The following is a 20,542-nucleotide window of genomic DNA, read 5'->3' as shown; positions in this document are numbered from 1 at the left end:
GCCGGGCCTTCGCCGGGGCGCGCGTACGGCACTGGCGTGGGCCGTTTCCGCGGCCCGGCGAAGGCGTCCGTCATGGGTCGTGATCTGTTGTGGTGATCGGCAGGCGCGATGCCGCCGGTAGAACGCCGCCGGCGGTCAGCTTGCGACGGCTTTCCAGGTCCAGCTGAGCCCGTAGGACGCGCTCAGCGCCAGCAGACCCGGGCCGACAGTGCCGAGCTTGAGGAAGCGGCCCTGCGCGTCGTACTGGCCCACCGCCGTCAGTTGTAAGGCGTGCCTGTCGGCCGGCGGGGTGCAGAACATGTAGCCGCCGTCATTGGGACGGAATTCGTTCAGCGTGAGCAGGTTGCCGTCGCCGACCGCGGGGTTGGTGGCCGTTGAATTGACATACAGTCCCTTGTGGACGAGGTAGTAGCAGTAATAATCCTCGGTCTTGTCGGCGTATATGGGAATGAATTCTTCTTCGGAATCGTCGCTGTCGGGTTCGAGCGCCACCGGCGTGCCGGGTTCCGGATCGGAGTCCTGTACGGTCATGGCTGATCCCGCGCCGGTGACGATCTCATCGACGTCCAGCGCCTCGTTCTCGGCGTCCTGGAGGAACCAGCGTTGGTCGGGATCGAATTCGTCGGCGAGGTCACGACCCACCAGTTCTTCGCCGTCAGCGCGATCCAGGGCGGTCAACGCCTGGCCGGTGGCCTTGTTCAGCAATATCCAGGTGCCGTCTCCCATGTCGAGCAATCGCCACAGCTGGGAGTCGCCGTCGTCGGAGCCCTGGAGAATCACCGGCGCGTCGGCGAGTCCGGATTCCTGGCCCAGGTAGGTACGCGTGAAGCTGTGCAGTACGCGATAGTGTCCCGGGTCGTCACCGGCGGCCAGGAACCGGAAATTGTGCGCGCTCTGCTCGGACCGGGCGAACGTCTTGGTCTTGAGGCGGCTGCTGCCGGGCCGCGTCCCCGAACCGGAAGGGTAGGGAGAGCGGGTGCTGGAGGCGCTTCTGAGGTTCTGCGTTGTTCGCGGAACGGCCTTCGCCTGCCGTGCTGGTTGGGACGTCGTGCACCGCTGGTCCTCGGTGAGATAGGAGAAGTCGTATTCGACGGGAAGGTGGTCCGACATTTCGAAGTCGGTCATCGGCGTCCCGAACCCGTACCCCCTGTAGAGCGCCGGGGTGACGCCGTTCTGGGTGACGGCGTAGTCGATGGTGCGTCCCGTGACGGGCCGGGTGGGTCCGCTGGAGGGCAGTACGTCGAACTGACGGGAGTCGTCGCCGAGGGCGGTCAACAATCCTGTCTGCCCATAAGCCTCCATATTGAAGTCGCCGAGGACCACCCAGGGCAGCGGTTGCCCGTTCGGGCCGGCGGTCTGCATATGACTCCTGATGTTTCTCAGCATCGTGACGTTGTCCGTGCCGCCTGCTGCGGCCCCGTGCCAGGTGAAGTAGACGACCCCGCAATAGTTGACGCCGAGCGCGGGACGGGACTTGCCCTCGTGAACGCCGTTCCGGGTCGCTCCGGGGACGACGAATATCTCGTCCCTCTGGACACTTCTCCGCGTCCAGACGGCCAGATTGATCTTCTCCGGGTTGCCGGAACCGGTGTCGACGTTCGTGTTCAGCCAGTAGAGGTAACCTCCGCCGCGGCCTCCACTGGTTCGGCTGAGCCAGATCTCCTCGACGGGAGGCGCGTTCGTGCTGCCGTCGCGCATCCTTTTGACGTAGTCGGCCTGCGCGATCGTGTCTTTGCCCCAATAGTGCCGGTCGGCGGGATAGCCGGTCTCCTGCAGGGCCAGGATGTCGTTCTCCCTGGGAGGACTCTCCCGGGTGTGCAAAGCGGGCAGCGCGGTCGCGTACCTGTCGCCCTGTTGCGGCGAGGACGCGCCGGCCATGTTCCAGGTGGCCGCCTTGATCTCGACGAGCTTCGGGTCACGTGGGGGAAGCTCGCCGCCGGTGTCGCGGAGGAACAGCGAGTGCCGGTGTCCCACATCGAGGGCGGCCACTCCGTTGCCCTGGTAGTTCAGGGTCTCCCGTCCGGTCCAGTCCGTGATCGCCTGCCCATTCTGGCTCAGGGGCAGGAACGCGCGTGGGTCGGAGTCGTCCGATCCGAACTGGAAGGCGGTGCCGGCCTGGGCGCCGTACGGCCTGTACGGCTCGAACGGGCCGCCGGCGGTGGTCTGCTTGCTCAGCGTGTTGTCGTAGAAGACGTTCTGCGGCCCGGAGGAGCCGGCCCACTTGCCCGCCTTGGGCCCGGCCGCCCACCAGATCGGATACCAGGTGCCCGCGTCGATCTCGCCGCCCTCGCCACCGCAGTTGGCGGAGCAACTGGCCGAGCGGTGCTCGTAGGGGACTCGCACCGTGTTCTGCTCGAACAGGTTGTCGTGCTCCCAGCCGCCGTGCAGGTTCAGGTCGGAGTCGAGGTCGTTGCGGAAGGCGACGTTGCCGCCCGCCGACCACTGGAAGGTGAAGTGGCGCAGGTTGCGGCTGAGGTTGTGCGCCCACAACGAGTCCCACACGCGGCTGCCACGCACGTAGCCGTTGCCGCCCTTGCCCTTGTTCCAGGCGCCGTCGAAGCTGTTGCGCTCGATCTGCAGGTTGCGCGCCACCTCGGTGACGATCGGGTGTGAGCCGGTCATCGTGGCCTTGAGCCCGCGCGCCCAGCTGTTCGCCGCCCACTTGAACACGATGCCGTGCATGGCGTACTCGGGCGCCAGGTTGCCGTAGTTGTGCACGGCCTGCTCGGGAGTGAGCGAGTACGTCTCCTGGCCGCCGATCTTCGGCAGGCCGTTCATGTCCTGGGTGAAGGAGAAGTCCTCGAACCCGACACCCTCGACCACCTTCAGCGGCGTGACCTTGCTGGCGTACGGGCCGCCGCCGTTCAGCGGTTCGGAGCCGTCCGATTCGGAATTCACCGGTAGGTCCCACCTCAGCGGCCGGTCCAGCGTGATCGTCTTGGCCGTGGCGTCCATGCGGCTGAGCCGGAACATCTCCTGCCGCATGTGGAGCGCCTCGATCATGCTCTGATCGGTGATGCCCTGCTGCGCGTAGAACTTCCTGCTGTTGGCCGCGCCCACCCAGACATAGCCGCCGGGCCTGAACTTGGTCATGTCGGCCTTCGCGTCCAGCCGCACGACCGTGCCTCCCGCTCGTGCCGAGAAGCCCGGGTCATCGGCCGCGGCGGCCACCTTGAAGCCGGAGGCCCAGTGCTGGTTGACGCTGCCCTCGTAGAGGTCCTTGCGCATGGGCAGGCTGGAGGCCAGCTCCCAGTCGTCCTTGTACCGGGTCGCCACCTCCCGGGTCTGGACGCGGAACATGCCACGCCCGGGCCAGATCCAGCCACCGTTGCCGATGTCGGGGGCGGTGCCGGCAATCATGCTCTCCTGGTCCCACCGGCCGTTGATCACCTGGTCGTAGCGGGTCTGGAGGCCGGGCCTGAACACCAGCCGGGTGCCGCCGTCGCCGGAGCCCTTGCCCCGTACGATCAGAAATCCGGCATCTACGTAGATCTGCCGGGTGATGTCGATCCGGCCTGCCGGTAGCTCGATGAGCGAGAGCCGGTTGAAGTTGGCGTTCGGCGAGCAGTCGCTCTTGATGTGGTCGATCGCCTTCTGCAGTCCGGCGGTGTCGTCGGTCCCGTCGTCCGCCGTCACCCTGTAGGAGGAGGCGAGCTCTTCCGGCGAGATACGGCAGGAGGCGTCGTCGGTCAGATCCGTATCGCCCTCAGGCAGCTCCTGGCCGCCTCGGTACCCGGCGCGTGACCAGTCCGGCAGTCCGGCCGGCGGGGCTGTGCGGTTGCTGTGACTCAGGTCAGGGCCGGACGCTCCAGGCCCGGCCCACGGCGGGTCCTCCGCCGTGGCAGGTGCGGTCACGGACGTCGGGGAGGCGGACGCCCCCCACGCCGCCGGGGTGATGCCCGGCGACGATAACGAGAGCAGCAGGACGGACAGCATGGCCGCCACTGGTCGGACCATTCTCACGTGATCTCTCCGAGAAGGACGCAGACGCCGGGATCGGGCGTCGGTGACGATGACGTCGTCCGGCTGAGCGTTCGCCGGCTTCACCACTGCGGGGCCGACGGCGTGGGCATCGCCGCGAAGTCGTAGACCTTCTTCCACAGCACGCCGCTCTTGCCGCCGGCCGAACCGTTGATGACGTAGTAGAGATCGGTGCCGGCCACCACGGCCAGCGGGGTTCTGCCGGGCGAGAGCGCGAAGCTGTTCTCCTCGTAGTAGCCGCTCCACCCGCCGTCGCGCGAGATCATGTAACTGCCAATGGTGTTGTCACGGTCCTCGGTGAGGGTGATGACGCCGTAGCCGCTTCGGGAGAGCGCGACGGACGGGCCGTTCCTCGTGTAGCCCGGGGTGCCTGTCGCATAGACCCGGAACGGATTCGTCCAGTTGCCGGTCCCGTACCGCTGCCGCGACATGTACACGTAGTTGTCGGTGCCCGTGAAGGCGAGCACGACCTGGTTCCAGGGAGCGGGGTCGGCGTTGGTGCCCACCTGGGCGGCCAGTCCCGGCGCGTCCTTGCTCCGCGCGCCCGGCACGACGCTGGGTGAGCTGTAGGTGCCGGTGTCGCCGTTGTAGTACATCGTCCAGATGTCGTCGGTGGACTGGCTGTTCCAGGCGAGCATGAAGGAGTTGCCGGGGAGCGCGGCGGCCGCCACGGGCTCGGTGTCGGTGGTGCGCGTGTCGTTGGGGATCCTGGTCCAGCTGGGCAGGGTGGCGGGTAGCTGGTAGCTCGGGCTGAGCTGGACGCGGTGCTGGTAGACGTGGCCCTCGGTGCCGGTGTGGAAGATCCGGAAGTTGCCGCGACCCCCGTCGTCCGTCCAGATCACCCGCGGAGGCGTCCATGTCTGCGCGTTGGGCAGCGAGTACGCGGGCCCGCTGTTCAACGAGATCCAGATGGAGTCGTTGTCCGCGCCGCGCCAGGCGTGCAAGATGTTGCCGCGGTTGTCGCGTGCCTCTCCCGGAGTGGACCTGCTGGTGATCTGCCCGCCGGCGTAGGTCACAGGCTGCCAGTCGGATCCCTCACCGGGGAAGCCCCAGGAGCTGATCGAGGCGCCGCCGTCGTCGGCCGAGGCCGGCGCCGTCATTCCACCGGCAGAGGCCATCAGCGACACGGCCGCGATGAACAACCTCTTCTTGATGAACATCTCTTCTCCCGCATCGTCTCTCGAATCGACGACCATCGCGCCGTTGGCCCGGCGGTGACTCATGGACCGTCGTTACAGAGACAAAGTGCGGGAGGCCGCTCGTGACATGACGCTCGTCACATCACCATCCCGCTCGCGGACGGATGCTCAGGCCGTGAGTGCCGCGCCTTCGAGCAGCGTGGTGCGGATCTGCTTGCGTGAGGTGATGCCGAGCTTCGCGAAGACCTTGCGCAGGTGCCATTCGACGGTGTGCGGGCTGATGAAGAGCTGAGCGCCGATCTCGGGGTTCGTCAGCCCGTCGCCGGCCAGGCGCGCTATCTGCGCCTCCTGGGCGGTGAGAGTCGCGCGTGCCTCGACGGTGCGCTTGCGTACCGTCTCACCGGTGGCCTGGAGCTCGCGCCGGGCGCGTTCCGCGAACGCCTCGGCCCCCATGTCGCCGAGCAGCTCGTATGCGATGCCCAGTTGCTCGCGTGCGTCGAGGCGGCGGTTCTCCCGGCGCAGCCACTCGCCGTAGAGCAGCCGGGTGCGGGCGAGCGTCGTCCGGACCTCGGTGCGGCCGAGCCGCTCGATCGCCTCGCGGTAGAGAACGTCGGCGTCCGCTCCGTCGCTCACCTGGGCCCGTACGCACGCCGAGGTGCCGAGGGCCCAGTCGGTGCCGCTGGCTCGGGCCATCTCGTCGAGCCGCCAGGCGACTTCGGCGGCCCGAGCGGGCCTCCCGCTCCGGACGGCGGCCTCGACGAGTTCGACCGTGGACCTGATGGCCGTGCCGCCGAGCTCCTGCGGGTGCTCGAAGGCTCGCTCGGCGGCGACGTACGCCTCCTCGTACCGGCCGAGGCCGTTGCAGAGCACCGCGCTCGCCCATTGGGTGGCGGTCACCACCTTGCCTTCCCCCTGGATGGCCGGGTCCCGCATGATCGCTGCGCTCACCTGACGTGTCGCGGCTTCTCGTCCTCTCCACGGTTCGAGTACCAGGGCCGCGTACTGGGCCAGGTAGCGGCTGCCCGTCACCTCGCCGATCGTCACCGCCTCGGCGACCAGCGCGTCGGCCAGGGCGAACTCACCGGCGAGGACCCTGTTCGACACGAGCATGTGGAGGGCTGAGGGCAGCACTGACAGCGCGCCCGCCTCGCGTGCCAGGCCGACCAGTCTGGCGGAGAGCACCGACCAACTGTCGAAGTCCCAGACGTTATGGGCCATCCGGGACGCGAACGGCAGCCAGCCAAGGCCCTGTTCCCTGGAGACCCCTTCGGCGCGGAAGGACTCCAGGGCCCGCAGCACCATCGGCACGCCCGCGGCGGAACCCTCTGTGAGCGCCACGCCCACGCCGTTCAGGAGCAGGTCGTTGTGCGCCGGCGGCGGCCCCGGCGGTGCGGCGAGCAGCGCCTCGGCGATGTCCACCACCTGGGCGCCGCTCGGCAGCCGGCCCGCGTTCATGGCCGCGTTCAACGTGTCGCGGTAGGTCTCGCGGGCCAGCCCGGCGTCCAGCTGCGCCAGGCGCTCACCGGCTCTGAGCAGCAGCGGGAAGGCGGAACCGGCGCTCCTGGAGGCGAACGCGATCTGACCGCGCAGCAGGCCGGCCTGGGCGAGTTCGCGTTCGTCCAGAACGCTGAGTTCGGCCGCGTCCAGCAGTTCGAGCGCGGCGTCGTACCCGCCGGCCTGGTATTTGGCCCGTGCCGCCGCCAAGGCCCTGGCGCCGCGGCGCGCGGGATCGGGGGTCAACTCGGCTGCCCGCTCGTGGAACGCCGCCGCCGCGGCGACTCCGCCGCGCGCTTGCGCCCGATCGGCCGAGCGCTCCAACTCGGCGGCCACCGTCTCGTCGGGGCCGGCCGTCGCGTTGGCGAGGTGCCACGCCCGGCGATCGGGGTCCGCCCGGGGATCGGTCGCGTCGGCCAGCGCGTGATGGACGTCCTGCCGGTCCTGCGGGGACGCGACGCGGTAGGCCGCCGATCGCATGAGGGGATGGCGGAAACGCACCCGCGTACCGATGGCGATCAGCCCCGCCGCCTCGGCCGGCGACGCGGCGGACACTTCGATGCCCAGCAACTCCGCCGCGCGAGTCAGCAGAGTCACATCCCCGACCGGCTCGGCCGCCGCGATGAGCAGCAGCCGCTGTGTCTCGGCCGGCAACGACCGGACTCGCCGCAGGAAGCCCTGCTCGATCTGACTGGCCAGCGGTCGCGCGTCGGGCCGCCCGAATCCACCCGCCAGCTCCGCCGGCGCCAGCCCCCGGGGCAGTTCGAGCAGGGCCAGCGGGTTTCCCTGCGTCTCGACGACGATCCGGTCCCGGACCTGCTCGTCGAGTCGTCCAGGAGTCACGGAGTCCAGCAGGGCGCGGGCGTCGCTGTCGCTCAACCGTCCCACGTCGAGCTGGGGCAGCCCTTTCAGCTCCTGTCCGAGGTGGTGCTCGCGCACCGCGAACACCAGCCCGATCGGCTCCGCGAGCAGGCGTCGCGCGACGAAGGCGAGGGTCTGCGCGGAGACCTGGTCGAGCCACTGCGCGTCGTCGACGAGGCAGACCAGCGGCCCTTTCTCGGCCACGTCGGCGAGCAGGCTGAGCACCGCGAGCCCGACCAGGAAGCGGTCCGGAGGAGTTCCCGTGCTCAGGCCGAACGCCGTCCCGAGCGCGTCGCGTTGCGGGCCCGGCAGGCGACCCAGATGCTCCAGGAACGGGGAGCACAGCTGGTGCAGCCCGCCGAAGGCCAGCTCCATCTCGGATTCCACGCCGGTCGCTCTGATGATCCGGCAGCCGGACGCGCTGTCCCGCGCGTACTCCAGCAGCGCCGTCTTGCCGATGCCGGCCTCGCCGCGCAGAACCAGGACCGAGCTGTGGCCGTCCTGCACCGTCGCCACGAGCTGATCCAGCGTCTCGCACTCGAGCTGCCGCCCGCGAAGTTGCGACCCGGGACCTCTGCTTGCCATGGCAATGCTCCCGACGATCATCTGTTCGTTGCCCCTTGACTGCTGAACATGGGGAGAAACCGGCGCTAAATCCTAGATGGACACGTAACCTACCGTTCTGCCATTAAGCCCAGCAATCTGCTGGTGACACCGGCCGCAGGGTGAGCCGGGTGGTCGCGGAGCATTCCACTGTCCGAAGCGCCTCCGCTGCCCCGACGCCCGCCACGGTGCGGGCCAGGGTACCCACCACGGTGTTCCCAGGGCGCGATGGAGCAGCATGGGCAGCGACCGTGATCGCAGTGGCATCACCGGATGTCAGCTGTCGAACGGAGCCGCCATCGTGACCATGAGCCTGTTGGAGTCGTACGAAGACCACGCAGAGCAGACCCATGACCGGTCGATCACACATGGGGACGGAGACGATTCGGCGTTCGTCAGCGCCGCGCCCCGGCTTCTCACGATCGGTCTGCGCGTCCTGCAGGACGTGGGCGAAGCCGAGGACGTGGTGCAGGAGACGTGGCTGCGTTGGGCCCGTGCCGATCGGTCGGTCGTCATCAGCCCGCCGGCGTTCCTCGCGCTGACCACCACGAGGCTCGCCATCAATGTCGCCCAGTCCGCCCGCAGGCGCCGAGAGACCTCCGCCGGCACCTGGCTCCCCGAGACGGTGGACCTCTCCGCTGGGCCCGAGACGGCAGCCGAACGACGAGAGGCGGTCGACACTGCGATCCGGCTGCTGCTGGAGAGGCTGACACCCGCCGAACGAGCCGTCTATCTCCTGCGCACGGCCTTCGACTACCCCTACCGCCAGATCTCCGAGCTCCTCCACCTTGGCGAAGACCATGCGCGGCAACTCCTGCGACGCGCGCGCAACCACCTCGCCACCGAGCGACGCCACCAGGTGAGCACCACCGCGCACCGGCGCCTCGTACGGACGTTCGTCGCCGCCGCCCAGTCCGGCGACCTCGCCGAGCTGGAAGAAGTGCTCGCCGCCGACATCGCCCGCTGAGTTCGATCGCTGTTGCGGCGATCTGTCACAGATCACGACGCCGTCCGGTCTTTCGGGTGAATCGGACGCCGAAAGAGCGACAGGAGCGTGAGCGTGCCCTCGACCATGACCACCATCCGGATCCGGGTCAGGATGAGCTCACGGCCCGTCGACGAGCCGCATCGCGCGTCGAGCCAGCTCGAGCTCCTCTTCGATCTCACCTTCGTGGTCGCGGTCGCGGCCGTCACGGCGCAGTTCGCGCACGTCATCGCTGAAGGTCATGGCCTGACCGGGCTGGTCCCGTTCCTCCAGGTGTTCTTCGCCATCTGGTGGGCGTGGATGAACTTCACCTGGTTCGCCTCGTCCTACGACACCGACGACCTTCCCTACCGGCTGCTGACCATGGTGCAGATGGCGGGGGTGCTGGTCCTCGCCGTCGGCGTGCCCGCCGCGGCCGGCCACTCCGACTACGGGATCATCACCCTGGGCTACCTCATCATGAGGATCGGGCTCGTCGCCCAATGGCTGAGGGCCGCATTCGAAGACCCGGCGAGCCGCCGTACGGGGCTCCGCTACGCCGCGGGCATAGGTCTGGTCGAGTTGGGCTGGTTGCTCCGGCTCGCTCTCATGGACGCCGGCCTCCTGCCGGCCTCACTCCAGCTGCCGTTCTTCGCCTGCCTGGTCGTCCTGGAGCTGGCGGTGCCGTGGTGGGCGGAGCGGGTAAGGGCAACCACCTGGCACCCGCAGCACATCGCCGAGCGCTACGGCCTGTTCACGATCATTTTGCTGGGCGAGAGTGTCTTGGCCGCGAGCAGAGGGGTTGAAGGGGCGCTCGAAGCGGCTCCCCTCGTCGTCATCGCCGGATCCGGTCTTGTCCTGCTGTTCGCCCTGTGGTGGCTGTACTTCCTGGTCGAGGCAGGGGAGGGGCTCAGCGAGCGGCGTCACCGGTCGTACTGGTGGGGGTACGGCCACTTCGGCATCTTCGCCGCGCTGGCGGCTCTCGGCGCCGGGCTCGAGGTTGCGGTGGAGCAGAGCGGGCGCCAGGTGGCGGCATCGCCGATGGCGATCGGCTACGCGGTCGCCGTTCCGGTCGGGGTGTATCTCATCCTGCTCCGGGCGGTGCATGCGCTGGTCGACGCGGACTCCGTCATCCCCCGCACTGCCGTGGCAGGGTGCGTCGGCGCCGTCGTGTTGTCGCCGCTCGCGGCGCCGTGGATCGGGGTGGCCGCCGTGGTCGCGCTGATCGCGGCCGCCTGCGTCGCGCTGGTCGCCGTCGCCATCTGGGCGGCACGTAACTGAAGGAGCATCATGTACGCGTCAGAGAACAGAATCGCCACGTCCGTCCTGGTCATCGGGACCGGAGGGGCCGGGCTGCGGGCGGCCATCGAACTCGCCGAGCGCGGGGTGGATGTCCTCGCGGTCGGCAAACGACCGAAGGCGGACGCACACACCTCGCTCGCGGCAGGCGGCATCAACGCGGCCCTCGCCACGATGGACCCCGAGGACACCTGGCAGCAGCACGCGGCCGACACTCTCAAGGAGAGTTACCTGCTGGCCAACCCCGAGACGGTGCGCATCGTCACCGAGGGGGCTGCGCGTGGCATCGAGGACCTCGTGCGGTACGGCATGCCGTTCGCACGCGAGCAGGACGGGCGGATCTCCCAGCGCTTCTTCGGCGCCCACACCTTCCGGCGCACCTCGTACGCGGGGGACTACACCGGACTCGAGATCCAGCGCACGCTGATCAACCGGGCGGCCCAGCTCGACGTCCGCGTCCTCGACACGGTGTACATCACGCGGATTCTCGTGCGCGACAACGCGGTCTTCGGCGCGTACGGGTTCGACCTGACCGACGGCAGCCACTACGTCATCCATGCCGATGCGGTGATCCTGGCCGCGGGTGGCCACACCCGGATCTGGCGGCGCACCTCCTCCCGGCGTGATGAGAACACCGGCGACTCCTTCCGCCTGGCCGTCCTGGCCGGCTGCCGCATCCGCGACCCCGAGCTGGTGCAGTTCCACCCCTCTGGTCTCACCGCGCCGGAGAACGCGGCGGGCACGCTCGTCTCCGAGGCGGCGCGGGGCGAGGGCGGGGTCCTGCGCAACCGGCTCGGCGAGCGGTTCATGTCCCGGTATGACCCAGAGCGGATGGAGTTGTCCACGCGCGATCGGGTCGCGCTGGCCGCATACACAGAGATCAAGGAAGGTCGCGGCACCCCGGACGGCGGCGTGTGGCTGGACGTGTCGCATCTGCCGCGCGAGACGATCATGACGCGGCTGCCTCGCGTCTACCAGACGCTCCTGGAACTGCAGATGCTCGACATCACCAAGGAGCCGATCGAGGTCGCGCCGACCGCGCACTACTCGATGGGCGGCGTCTGGGTACGTCCCGAGGACCACGGCACGGGCGTCGACGGCCTGTACGCGATCGGGGAGGCGGCCAGCGGCCTGCACGGCGCCAACCGCCTGGGCGGCAACTCCCTCATCGAGCTCCTCGTCTTCGGCCGCATCGTCGGTCAGGCGGCGGCGGAGTATTCCGCGGGTCTCGACGCGCAGCGCCGCTCCGCTGAGGCGCTCGCCGCAGCGCGGGAGGAAGTGGACGAACTCCTGTCCGCCGACGGCCCGGAGAACGTGCGCTCGCTGCAGCGAGCGCTCCGCGACATCATGACGGAGCACGCCGGAGTGGTACGCGACGAGGGCGGCCTGCGAAAAGGCCTTACCGAGCTGGCCGCGGTCGAGGCGCGCATCAGCGGGATGGGCGTGCACCCGGACATCGCCGGCTTCCAGGACCTGGCCCACGCCTTCGACCTGAAGTCCGCGGCGCTCGCCGCGCGCGCGACCATCGAAACCGCGATCGAGCGCCGCGAGACCCGTGGCTGCCACAACCGCTCCGACTACCCGGAACTCGACCCCGCACTGCAGGTAAACCTCGTGTGGTCAGGCCCCGGATCGGTGGAGCGGGAGAGCATCCCGCCGATTCCCGCCGAGATCGCGGCCCTCATGCGCGAGGTCTCAACCATGGGAAAGCTCGTCGAATAGCCGGATCTTGTCACAAATGCCGAGGCCGTCCTGTCTTAGCTGGCGATTGGACCACATGGGCGCGGGAGTCGGCGGGCCGGCGGGCTGAGCGGTTCGGGGGCCGGCCAATCCTGATCGAGTCGATGCCGGCCGCCGGCCGACTGTACATCCCTTGGAGGAGACATGAGCACCTCGAACAGTGAGAACGAGTTCCTGTACGAGCTCCACGTCGACATCGAGGAGGAGCTGATCATCGCCGAGGCCAGCCACCCGGAGGAGGAGGTGGGGCAGCCGGTCACCGAGTGGCTGTACGACCCGACGGACGTCGAGCGCGAGAAGATCGCTCTGCGGGGGCTGCGCGACGCGGTCGAGGTGCTGGAGGACGGCTCGCGGCCGGGTGACGACATTGCCTGAGCCGCGGATCGGCACGCTCGGCAGCCTGTGCGAGCACCTGCAGTGGGCGATCGAGCTGGAGCACGCGAGGCAGTTCTACGCCGCGATCGAGCAGGGGTTGCGCTACCTGTGCGAAACGCTCGGCGAGAAGGAGGTGTTCTGCGGCGACCCGGCCCGGCAGGTCAGCGACGGCCACTTCCGCCACACCGGCGGCAGGCTCGTCGCCGTCACCGACCTCGCCTCCGCGCTGGACGCGCTTGAGGAGATCGTCGAGCAGGGGGAGGGTACCGCTCGCGGCGAGGTCTGGGACGGTGACCAGGACGAGGTCGCCCATTACTACCGCTTCATGGAGCTGAAGCTCGGCCGCCGCTACCGGCGCGGGGACACCCCTGAGTCCGGTCCCACCGGTGAAAAGCTCTCGGTGGATCTCACCGGGGTGTTCCCCATGACGCCCAACCCTGCGGACCGCGCCGCGCAGGAGGAGTTCAACCACACCTACTGCGCCATCCTCCATCTGCTGGAGCTGGCCTTCAACGGCAGCCCCAGGATACTCGCCGTCGCCACCGGCGAGATGTACGCGCTCAAGGCCCAGGCACAGGGGCTGATGCGGCGGGGCGGCCTCACCTTCGAGTACGTCCCGCCTGAGCTGCGCCGCTGGAGCGCGGGCGACCACCAGCGGATCGTCGTGCTCCGGGACGGGCCGTACGTCGTGTATGGTCGCGTCCCCCTGCGGCGCAAGCGGAAGATCGTCTCCGCCGAGCAGAGGAACGCGCTCACCTGGAAGACCGGCGAGCCGCTGGAGACCGAGGAAACCTATGCGCTGTGCCGCTGCGGCCATTCGGGCGCCAAGCCGTTCTGCGACGGGACTCACGCCGTGATCGATTTCGACGGCACGGAGGCCGCGCCGATGCGGCCCTACCAGGAATTGCAGCACGTGCACGACGGCGTCGGCATCTCCGCGCAGCGGGTGGGCGAGCTGTGCGTGCACGCCGCTTCTGCATCGGCCGGACCAGGCCCATCGCCAAGATGCTCGACGACACCGCCGACAGCGACGTGCGCTCCGACGTCATGGGCCGCATCGATCACTGCCCCTCCGGCTCCTACAGCTATGCCCTCGAACGCGGCGGCGAGACGATCGATGCCGACCTCCCGCGCGCCGTCTCGGTGCTGGAGGAGGAGGACGGGCTGGCCGGCGCGCTGTGGGTGACCGGTGGAATCCCCGTCACCCGATCGGACGGCCTACCGCTGGAGACCAGGAACCGGATGACGCTGTGCCGTTGCGGCCACTCCGGCAACAAACCGCTCTGCGACGGCACCCATCGCGAGATCGGCTTTCACGAGTGAACAACCAGAAAGGCAATCCCATGAACCAGCCAGTCGTCCTCCTCGTCCACGGCGCCTTCGCCGAGTCGGCCAGCTGGAACCGCGTCATCCAGCGCCTGCGCGGCAACCAGCTCACCACGGTCGCCGTCGCCAACCCACTGCGCAGCGTGGAGGGCGACGCCACCTACCTGCGGGATGTGATCGACGGCATCGGCGGCCCTGTCGTCCTGGTCGGCCATTCCTACGGCGGCATGGTGATCAGCCAGGCGGCGGCGGGTAACTCGGCCGTGCGTGCCCTGGTCTACGTCGCCGCCTTCGCCCCTGAGCCGGGTGAGAGCGCGCTGCTGCTGTCGAGCAAGTTCGAGGGCAGCACGCTCGGCCAGGCGCTGCAGGCATACCCGGTGGCTTCCGGCGGCAACGAGTTCCGCATCGACCCCGCCAAGTTCCACCGCCAGTTCTGCGCCGACCTCGACACCGAGGAGGCCGCGCTGATGGCCGCGACCCAGCGGCCGGTGACCGAGCGCGCCCTGTCCGACGGGCTCGCCGTCGACGAGGCGCCCTGGCGCACCGTCCCGTCCTGGTTCGTCCACGGCGACAAGGACCTCAACATCCCGGCCGCCGCAGTGCGCTTCATGGCCGAGCGCGCGGACTCGCGCGGCACCCGCGAGGTCGCCGGCGCCTCCCACGCGCTCGCGGCCTCCCAGCCCGACGCCGTGACAGCCACTATCCTCGACGCCGCAGACCACGCGCGAGGCTGACGAACCCCTGCCAGGCCAACGGGCGAATCGATGTGGGGCACATGAACACGGAATCCCTGGAACAGGCGGACGCTCTCGATCGGGCGGCGACCGCCTTCATCGAGCTGCGCCCGCGGCTGTTCGGCATCGCCTACCGGATGCTGGGCAGCGCGGCCGAGGCCGAGGACATCGTCCAGGAGGTGTGGCTGCGCTGGCAGGACACCGACCGCGAGACCATCGAGAACCCGCCGGCCTTCCTGGCGCTGGTCACCACCCGGCTGGCCATCAACCTGGCGCAGTCGGCGCGCGTGCGGCGGGAGTCCTACATCGGCCCCTGGCTGCCGGAACCCGTGGACACCAGTCTTGACCCCACTGTCGGCGCCGAACGCGGCGAAGCGCTGGAGCTGGCCTTTCTGCTCCTGCTGGAGAGGCTCAACCCCACCGAGCGCGCCGCTTACGTCCTGCGCGAGGCCTTCGACTACCCCTATCCGCAAATAGCGGAGATCCTGCGGCTCACCCCGGTCAATGTCAGGCAGATCGTGAGCCGTGCCCGCAGGCGCGTGACCGCCGTCCGCCACGAGCCCATCGACAGGCTCCAGCACCGGCGCCTCCTGGAGACGTTCCTCGACGCCGCCCAGACGGGAAATGTCGGCGCCCTGGAGAAGCTTTTCGCCGCCGACGTCGTCAGCTCCTCCGACGGCGACGGCATCAGGGGATCGGCCAAGTTCCCCGTGCTGGGCAATGAGCGGGTGGCCAGGTTCGTGGCCGCGTTCTCACCGCGGTTCTGGCCGGGCACCGCCATCACGTGGGTCGAGATGAACGGGCTGCCAGGCGTGCTCGTCACCCGGGACGGCAGCGGCGTCGCCCTGCTCGCCATCGAGGCCTCCAAGGAGGGGATCCACCACCTGTTGTGGATCCTCAATCCGGCCAAGATCGAGGCCTTCGAGCGGTCTCGCAGCCGCATTGTCACAACGTAACGGGCTGTCCGGTCTTATCTGCCAACAATGAAGGAGGCGGCAGACCATGACCGAGGCGGGCGCCGAGTCGCTGGCGGAGATGCTCGACGAACGGCAGCACCTGCTCGGGATCGCTCTGTGCATGTTCGGCTCGGACACCACAGCCGACCACGTCGTCCAGGAGACCTATCGCCGCTGGTACGCCCTCGACGAGGAGGAGCGCGCCGCCATCGCGGTGCCGCGCGCCTGGCTGACGCGGACAGTGGGAAGCATCTGCCTGGAGCTCCTCGCCGACCCCGACCCCGACCCCGACCACGTGCCCGGCGGCCGGGTGACCCGGCCCCAGCCCGCGCCGTACCCGGCCTCGCACCAGGCCGGGTACGGCCCGGAGATGCTCGCCAGGCACGAGCGGGTGGCCCGCCGGTTCGCCGTGGCCTGCCAGGCGGGCGACACCGAGGCGCTGCGGGAAGTCCTGGCCGCCGACGCGATCGTCGTCAGCGATGGCGGCGGCAAGGTGCGCGTCGCCGTACGGCCGACTTACGGTGCGGACGCGGTCGCGCGGGTCGTCACGGCGTTGCTGATCGACCAGCCAGGAACCGAGCCGGCCATCGGATCGGTGAACGGCAGGACGGGGCTCGTGCTGCGGCGGGCGGGCAAGGCCGTGGCGGTGGTCAGCGTGAGCGTGGCCGGAGCCGAGGTCACGGCGGTGTGGATCATCCTGAACCCCGACAAACTCCAGCGTTGGCACTGAAGGGCATGCCGGTGCACGACCAGATCCTCTCCACTGACACGACTGCAACGGGGCGGTATTCAGTCCGCTCTACTCCACGCGCGTCGCCGTGACCGGCGGCAGCTCCTCCCACGGGCGGGCCAGCGGCCAGGCCAGGTCCTCCGACGGCACTCTCCTTAGAGCTGCGGATGCCCGACGAGCTCGGCGGCGGCCGCGATCTCGGTGGAGGGCACCGTGGCCTTCGGAAGGGATCCCGCCGACGGCGGGTAGCTGCGCCGACCTCGTCGTTGACTGGCCTGGGGTGGACACGGCTGCGGCCGGCCCCTGCTGGAGCAGGCGGCCGCGCTGTGCCCGTACGCGAAGATGACCCGGCAGGGCATCCCCGCCGGCATCAGTTCGCCTTCTGACCCTGCCTCACCCGGCCCGCCGTTCACGGGGGGCGCGGATGCGGCGGCGCTCGTCAGGGATGGTGCCGCCCCACATCCATCCCCTCCGCCTCGTCGGCTTTCGACGGCCCAGGTCAGGCACTGCACGCGCACCGGGCAGCCCTGGCGGATCCGCCGGGCGAGCGCGGCGTGCCAGACAGGCCGGCCCTCCAGGTGGCCCGCGATGTCGGTGTATGGATGCTGGTCCAGCGTGGCTGGGCCGAGCAGACTGCCGGGTACTTCTTCGGGGCGAGCATGGTCTGCGTGCTCTCGCCCTTGTCCAGCAGGAACGCCGCCACGCCTGGCGACGGCCCCGTCCAGCTGCCGGCGTCGGCGAAGGCGCCGTGGACGAGTCCCCACCGTGAGCAGGCGGCGCGCGAACAGCCTGACCGTCCTAGAGACGCAGACCATCAGGCTCCTCGCCGGCGGCGCCACCACCAAGCAGGTTGCCGATCAGCTCTACCTGTCGCCGCACACGGTCAGCACGCACCTCTGGCACGCCTTCACCAAGCTCGGGATCAGCTCGCGCGTCGAGCTCACCAGGCTCCTCCTCGAACACGAGGCCGCCTGTCACAGCTGAGGGGGCTGCCTTGTCTTAGCTGATGACGGGCGCACCACAGCGTCCAGAAAGCCAGAAGGGTGCCAACAATGAAAATCGTGGTGATCGGCGGGACCGGGCTCATCGGGTCGAAGCTGGTGAAGAAGCTGGGCGAGCACGGTCACGAGGCCGTGGCCGCGTCGCCGAACACCGGCGTCGACACGCTGACCGGGGAGGGCCTGGCCGAGGTGCTGAAGGGCGCTCAGGTCGTGATCGACGTGTCGAACTCGCCCTCGTTCGAGCGCGAGGCCGTCATGAAGTTCTTCCAGACCTCCACCGGCAACCTGCTGGCGGCCGAGGCGGCCGCGGGCGTGGGCCATCACGTGGCGGTGTCGATCGTGGGGACCGAGCGGATGCCGGAGAACGGCTACTTCGCGGCGAAGATCGCCCAGGAGAAGCTGATCGAGAAGTCGGGCATCCCGTTCTCGCTGGTGCACTCCACCCAGTTCTTCGAGTTCGCCCGCGGCATCGCCAACGAGGGCACGGTCGACGGCAAGGTGCACATCGCGCCGGTGCTGTTCCAGCCGATCGCGGGCGACGACGTGGCCCAGGCGGTCGGCAGGACCGCGGTGGGGACGCCGCTGAACGGCCGGATCGAGATCGCCGGACCGACCCAGTACAAGATGGACGAGTTCTTCCGCAAGGCTTTGGCCGCCTGGGGCGACACCCGCGAGGTCGTCGTCGACCCGCAGGCGCGCTACTTCGGCAGCGTGCTCGGCGAGCGGTCGCTGGTGCCCGCTGACGGCGCGCAGCTCGGCACCATCACCTACAAAGACTGGCTCGACCAGTCCAACGCGAAGTAGGGCGGGGCGATGGACAGGCCGCGATCGACCGCGTGGCAGACGGCGTTGACCGTGCTCCAGGAGGCGCAGCCTCCGTTCATACCAGAGGGCGCGCACGCGATGACCGTGGTCATCGAGTACCCGCCCGGAGACCCTGGCGCGCCGCCGCATCGCCACCCGGGTCCCGCCTTCGGTGTCGTCCTTGAGGGCGAGATGCTGATGGAGCTGGAAGGAGAGCCGGAGCGGGTGATCCGCGCCGGCGAGGCGTTCTGGGAGCCGGGTGGCGACGTCATCCACTACCAGGACGGCAACAATCGCGACGATGTCCCGGTACGGTTCACGGTCACCATGCTGTGCGAGCCGGGCAAGCCGATGTTCACGCTGGTGGAAGAGGCCGAGCTGGCCCAGCGCAAGGACCGCCGCGCGCCACGCCCGTCCTGAACCCCGGCGAAGTATCCGCAGCGTGACGGCACCGGGTGCCGTCGTCGCTGCCTGATCCCAGGATCGAACCAGGCCGCCGGCCCACCGGCCGGCGGTCCGATCCGCCATGCCAACAACCCGAGGTATGACACGAATGAACCACGAACGACCGGTCCGGATCGGCACGCTCGGCAGCCTGTGCGAGCACCTGCAGTGGGCGATCGAGCTGGAGCACGCGACGCTGCCGCCGTACTTGACGGCGCTGTACTCGCTGGATCCGGAGCGTAACCCGGCGGATGCTGCCGCCGCACCCGCGCAAGCTGCCCCACGGCGATCTGGAGGTGTCGCTGGTGCCGTGGCAGTTCTACGCCGCGATCGAGCAGGGGTTGCGCTACCTGTGCGAAACGCTCGGCGAGAAGGAGGTGTTCTGCGGCGACCCGGCCCGGCAGGTCAGCGGCGGCCACTTCCGCCACACTGCCGGATCGCTGTTCGCCGTCGAGGATCTGGAGTCCGCGCTCGGCGCGCTGAAGGAGATCGTCGAGCAGGGGGAAGGCAACGCCCGCGGCGAGGTCTGGGACGGTGACCAGGACGTCCTCCGCCCCGAGCGGAAAGAGGTCGCCCACTACTACCGCTTTCAGGAGCTCAAGCTCGGCCGCCGTTACCAGCGGGGCGACACCCCGAGAACCGGCCCGACCGGCGAGAAGATCGGCGTTGACCCGGACGGCGTGCTGCCGATGACACCCAACCCGCGGGCCGCCGAGCCGGGCAGTGCCGTGCGGGCGGCGCAGGATCTGTTCGACACCACCTACAGCACCCTGCTGAACCTGCTGGAGCAGGCATTCAACGGCGACCCGAAGCGGCTCACGGACGCCACCCGTACCATGTTCACGCTCAGGGCCCAGGCGCAGGCCCTGATGGCGCTGCCCGGCGGCGCCGGTCCCACGTTCGCCTACGTGCCTCGCGAAGCACGTAGCTCCTCCACGGCGAAAGAAGGCGCAGCATGAACAGGCACATCCTCGAGCCCGCCGCCTGGGAACTGGCGCAGGCCACCTCGAAGCCGCCGTTCCCGTACGAGCTCGGCCCCGAGGGCGCCCGCAAGGTCCTCGACGACCTCCAGGCCGCCCCGATCGCCAAGCCGGACGTGGACGACAAGTGGATCGTCGTCCCCGCCGGGGTCGGCAACGTGCGGGTGCGGATCGTCAAGCCCGTCGGCTCGACGGGCATGCTCCCCGTCGTCCTGTACGTGCACGGCGGCGGCTGGGTCATCGGCAACGCGGGCACCCATGACCGGCTCGTGCGCGAGCTCGCAGTCGGCGCGGGTGCGGCCGTCGTCTTCGTCGAGTACGACCGCTCACCCGAGGCCCGCTACCCGGTGGCCATCGAGCAGGCTTATGCCACCGCCCAGTGGATCGTGAAGTTCGGCGCCGAGGAGGGGCTGGACCCCTCCCGGATGGCCGTCGCGGGCGACTCGGTCGGAGGCAACATGACAGCGGCCCTGACCATCCTGGCCAAGCAGCGCGGTGACGTGCATTTCGTGCACCAGTCCCTGTACTACCCGGTCACCGACGCCGGCCAGGACACCGACAGCTACCGAGAGTTCGCCGACGGGCCGTACCTGACGGCCAAGGCGATGGCCTGGTTCTGGGACGCCTACACCACAGATCCCGCTCAGCGCGCCGAGATCACCGCGTCGCCGCTGCGCGCCTCCCTGGACGACCTCGAGGGTCTGCCGCCCGCGTTCGTCATCGTCGACGAGAACGACGTGCTGCGTGACGAGGGCGAGGCCTACGCCCGCAAGCTGATCGCGGCCGGGGTGCCCACCTCCAGCGTCCGCTACAACGGCACGCTGCACGACTTCATGATGCTCAACCCCGTCCGCGCCACCGAGGCCACCAGCGCCGCCATGGCCCAGGCCATCGACGTCCTCAAGACCGCCTTGAAAGCCGGAGAGTCTCGGCGAGAATCCGCGCCGGTGTCGTCGACCACGTGGCGATCTCGGTCTACCTCGCGGTGATCCTGCTGGTCGGGGTGGGCGCACGGGACTGTACGGTTTTCGGTGTAACTCCTGATCAAGGAGATACACCTGATGAGTACCGTGATTCAGGCATCTGCGGACACAGACCTGGAGGAAGCCGC

The 20,542-nt window shown here is 69.3% G+C and carries 18 protein-coding genes and 1 pseudogene; 15 read left to right on the top strand and 4 right to left on the bottom strand.

Annotation, left to right across the window (positions count from 1 at the left end; translation table 11 throughout):
* Positions 1-135 precede the first annotated feature (135 nt).
* The 3 genes from IG98_RS50875 to IG98_RS0127355 form a co-directional block, all read right to left on the bottom strand.
* Entirely contained in the window at positions 136-3,957 is a 3,822-nt protein-coding gene (locus IG98_RS50875) for an RICIN domain-containing protein (protein ID WP_157594543.1), read from the bottom strand.
* Between the two features lie 86 nt (positions 3,958-4,043).
* The gene (locus IG98_RS0127360; RefSeq protein WP_157594542.1) at positions 4,044-5,141 is read right to left on the bottom strand and encodes a hypothetical protein; all 1,098 of its coding nucleotides are present in this window, start codon (positions 5,139-5,141) and stop codon (positions 4,044-4,046) included.
* A 147-nt stretch (positions 5,142-5,288) separates the two neighbouring features.
* Positions 5,289-8,060 carry an ATP-binding protein gene (locus tag IG98_RS0127355; protein WP_030918141.1) on the bottom strand — a complete coding sequence of 924 codons (2,772 nt, stop codon included), beginning with the start codon at positions 8,058-8,060 and terminating at the stop codon, positions 5,289-5,291.
* A 256-nt stretch (positions 8,061-8,316) separates the two neighbouring features.
* Here IG98_RS0127355 and IG98_RS0127350 point away from each other — a divergent pair, with 256 nt between their 5' ends.
* The 9 genes from IG98_RS0127350 to IG98_RS48120 all read left to right on the top strand — a co-directional run bounded on the left by IG98_RS0127350 (position 8,317) and on the right by IG98_RS48120 (position 16,202).
* Positions 8,317-9,045 carry a sigma-70 family RNA polymerase sigma factor gene (locus IG98_RS0127350; RefSeq protein WP_051753004.1) on the top strand — a complete coding sequence of 243 codons (729 nt, stop codon included), beginning with the start codon at positions 8,317-8,319 and terminating at the stop codon, positions 9,043-9,045.
* 93 nt (positions 9,046-9,138) lie between these two features.
* Positions 9,139-10,323 (top strand): low temperature requirement protein A, encoded by a 1,185-nt coding sequence (locus tag IG98_RS0127345; protein ID WP_051753001.1) that lies wholly within the window; start codon positions 9,139-9,141, stop codon positions 10,321-10,323.
* 9 nt (positions 10,324-10,332) lie between these two features.
* On the top strand, positions 10,333-12,063 hold the full coding sequence (locus IG98_RS0127340) for an L-aspartate oxidase (RefSeq protein WP_030918133.1): 1,731 nt from the start codon (positions 10,333-10,335) through the stop codon (positions 12,061-12,063).
* A 162-nt stretch (positions 12,064-12,225) separates the two neighbouring features.
* Positions 12,226-12,456: a hypothetical protein gene (locus IG98_RS0127335; protein ID WP_030918130.1), complete on the top strand. Its 231-nt coding sequence runs from the start codon at positions 12,226-12,228 to the stop codon at positions 12,454-12,456.
* On the top strand, positions 12,449-13,642 hold the full coding sequence (locus IG98_RS49090; RefSeq protein ID WP_084195684.1) for a ferritin-like domain-containing protein: 1,194 nt from the start codon (positions 12,449-12,451) through the stop codon (positions 13,640-13,642). The genes IG98_RS0127335 and IG98_RS49090 overlap by 8 nt, the downstream gene beginning before the upstream one ends.
* Complete coding sequence (locus IG98_RS52020; RefSeq protein WP_051752999.1) at positions 13,600-13,779, top strand: CDGSH iron-sulfur domain-containing protein; 180 nt, start codon at positions 13,600-13,602, stop codon at positions 13,777-13,779. The genes IG98_RS49090 and IG98_RS52020 overlap by 43 nt, the downstream gene beginning before the upstream one ends.
* A 20-nt stretch (positions 13,780-13,799) precedes the next feature.
* Positions 13,800-14,516: an alpha/beta fold hydrolase gene (locus tag IG98_RS0127320; protein WP_037971438.1), complete on the top strand. Its 717-nt coding sequence runs from the start codon at positions 13,800-13,802 to the stop codon at positions 14,514-14,516.
* Between the two features lie 41 nt (positions 14,517-14,557).
* Positions 14,558-15,472, top strand: a complete 915-nt coding sequence (locus tag IG98_RS0127315; RefSeq protein ID WP_030918124.1) for an RNA polymerase sigma-70 factor — start codon at positions 14,558-14,560, stop codon at positions 15,470-15,472.
* A gap of 46 nt (positions 15,473-15,518) precedes the next feature.
* Entirely contained in the window at positions 15,519-16,202 is a 684-nt protein-coding gene (locus tag IG98_RS48120; RefSeq protein WP_063766299.1) for a sigma-70 family RNA polymerase sigma factor family protein, read from the top strand.
* A 155-nt stretch (positions 16,203-16,357) separates the two neighbouring features.
* Here IG98_RS48120 and IG98_RS52015 read toward each other — a convergent pair whose 3' ends face one another.
* On the bottom strand, positions 16,358-16,573 hold the full coding sequence (locus IG98_RS52015) for a hypothetical protein (protein WP_169750188.1): 216 nt from the start codon (positions 16,571-16,573) through the stop codon (positions 16,358-16,360).
* Between the two features lie 394 nt (positions 16,574-16,967).
* On the opposite strand from IG98_RS52015, the gene IG98_RS53540 reads away from it, so the two are divergent.
* The 6 genes and pseudogenes from IG98_RS53540 (at position 16,968) to IG98_RS0127275 (ending at position 20,420) form a co-directional block, all read left to right on the top strand.
* Positions 16,968-17,186, top strand: coding sequence for a response regulator transcription factor (locus IG98_RS53540; protein ID WP_030918115.1), 219 nt, complete (start codon positions 16,968-16,970; stop codon positions 17,184-17,186).
* 68 nt (positions 17,187-17,254) lie between these two features.
* The gene (locus IG98_RS0127290; protein ID WP_030918113.1) at positions 17,255-18,007 is read left to right on the top strand and encodes an SDR family oxidoreductase; all 753 of its coding nucleotides are present in this window, start codon (positions 17,255-17,257) and stop codon (positions 18,005-18,007) included.
* A 9-nt stretch (positions 18,008-18,016) separates the two neighbouring features.
* Positions 18,017-18,427 (top strand): cupin domain-containing protein, encoded by a 411-nt coding sequence (locus IG98_RS0127285; RefSeq protein ID WP_030918110.1) that lies wholly within the window; start codon positions 18,017-18,019, stop codon positions 18,425-18,427.
* Between the two features lie 106 nt (positions 18,428-18,533).
* Positions 18,534-18,665 (top strand): annotated as a pseudogene (locus IG98_RS54910) (hypothetical protein); the annotation flags it as partial.
* A gap of 37 nt (positions 18,666-18,702) precedes the next feature.
* The gene (locus IG98_RS45350) at positions 18,703-19,410 is read left to right on the top strand and encodes a ferritin-like protein (RefSeq protein WP_245651737.1); all 708 of its coding nucleotides are present in this window, start codon (positions 18,703-18,705) and stop codon (positions 19,408-19,410) included.
* A complete protein-coding gene (locus IG98_RS0127275; RefSeq protein WP_051752997.1) occupies positions 19,407-20,420 on the top strand; it encodes an alpha/beta hydrolase in 1,014 nt (337 codons plus the stop codon). Before IG98_RS45350 ends, IG98_RS0127275 begins: the two co-directional genes overlap by 4 nt.
* Positions 20,421-20,542: the final 122 nt, after the last annotated feature.

The organism is Streptosporangium amethystogenes (assembly GCF_000721075.1).
GTDB lineage: Bacteria > Actinomycetota > Actinomycetes > Streptosporangiales > Streptosporangiaceae > Streptosporangium > Streptosporangium amethystogenes.
This window is presented reverse-complemented; position numbering and strand designations above follow the sequence as displayed.

Coding starts and splice junctions, on each gene's coding strand:
- IG98_RS50875 (WP_157594543.1), bottom strand. CDS start 3,957: ATGGTCCGACCAGTGGCGGCCATGCTGTCCGTCCTGCTGCTCTCGTTA.
- IG98_RS0127360 (WP_157594542.1), bottom strand. CDS start 5,141: ATGTTCATCAAGAAGAGGTTGTTCATCGCGGCCGTGTCGCTGATGGCC.
- IG98_RS0127355 (WP_030918141.1), bottom strand. CDS start 8,060: ATGGCAAGCAGAGGTCCCGGGTCGCAACTTCGCGGGCGGCAGCTCGAG.
- IG98_RS0127350 (WP_051753004.1), top strand. CDS start 8,317: ATGGGCAGCGACCGTGATCGCAGTGGCATCACCGGATGTCAGCTGTCG.
- IG98_RS0127340 (WP_030918133.1), top strand. CDS start 10,333: ATGTACGCGTCAGAGAACAGAATCGCCACGTCCGTCCTGGTCATCGGG.
- IG98_RS0127335 (WP_030918130.1), top strand. CDS start 12,226: ATGAGCACCTCGAACAGTGAGAACGAGTTCCTGTACGAGCTCCACGTC.
- IG98_RS0127320 (WP_037971438.1), top strand. CDS start 13,800: ATGAACCAGCCAGTCGTCCTCCTCGTCCACGGCGCCTTCGCCGAGTCG.
- IG98_RS0127315 (WP_030918124.1), top strand. CDS start 14,558: ATGAACACGGAATCCCTGGAACAGGCGGACGCTCTCGATCGGGCGGCG.
- IG98_RS48120 (WP_063766299.1), top strand. CDS start 15,519: ATGACCGAGGCGGGCGCCGAGTCGCTGGCGGAGATGCTCGACGAACGG.
- IG98_RS52015 (WP_169750188.1), bottom strand. CDS start 16,573: ATGCCGGCGGGGATGCCCTGCCGGGTCATCTTCGCGTACGGGCACAGC.
- IG98_RS0127290 (WP_030918113.1), top strand. CDS start 17,255: ATGAAAATCGTGGTGATCGGCGGGACCGGGCTCATCGGGTCGAAGCTG.
- IG98_RS0127285 (WP_030918110.1), top strand. CDS start 18,017: ATGGACAGGCCGCGATCGACCGCGTGGCAGACGGCGTTGACCGTGCTC.
- IG98_RS45350 (WP_245651737.1), top strand. CDS start 18,703: ATGCTGCCGCCGCACCCGCGCAAGCTGCCCCACGGCGATCTGGAGGTG.
- IG98_RS0127275 (WP_051752997.1), top strand. CDS start 19,407: ATGAACAGGCACATCCTCGAGCCCGCCGCCTGGGAACTGGCGCAGGCC.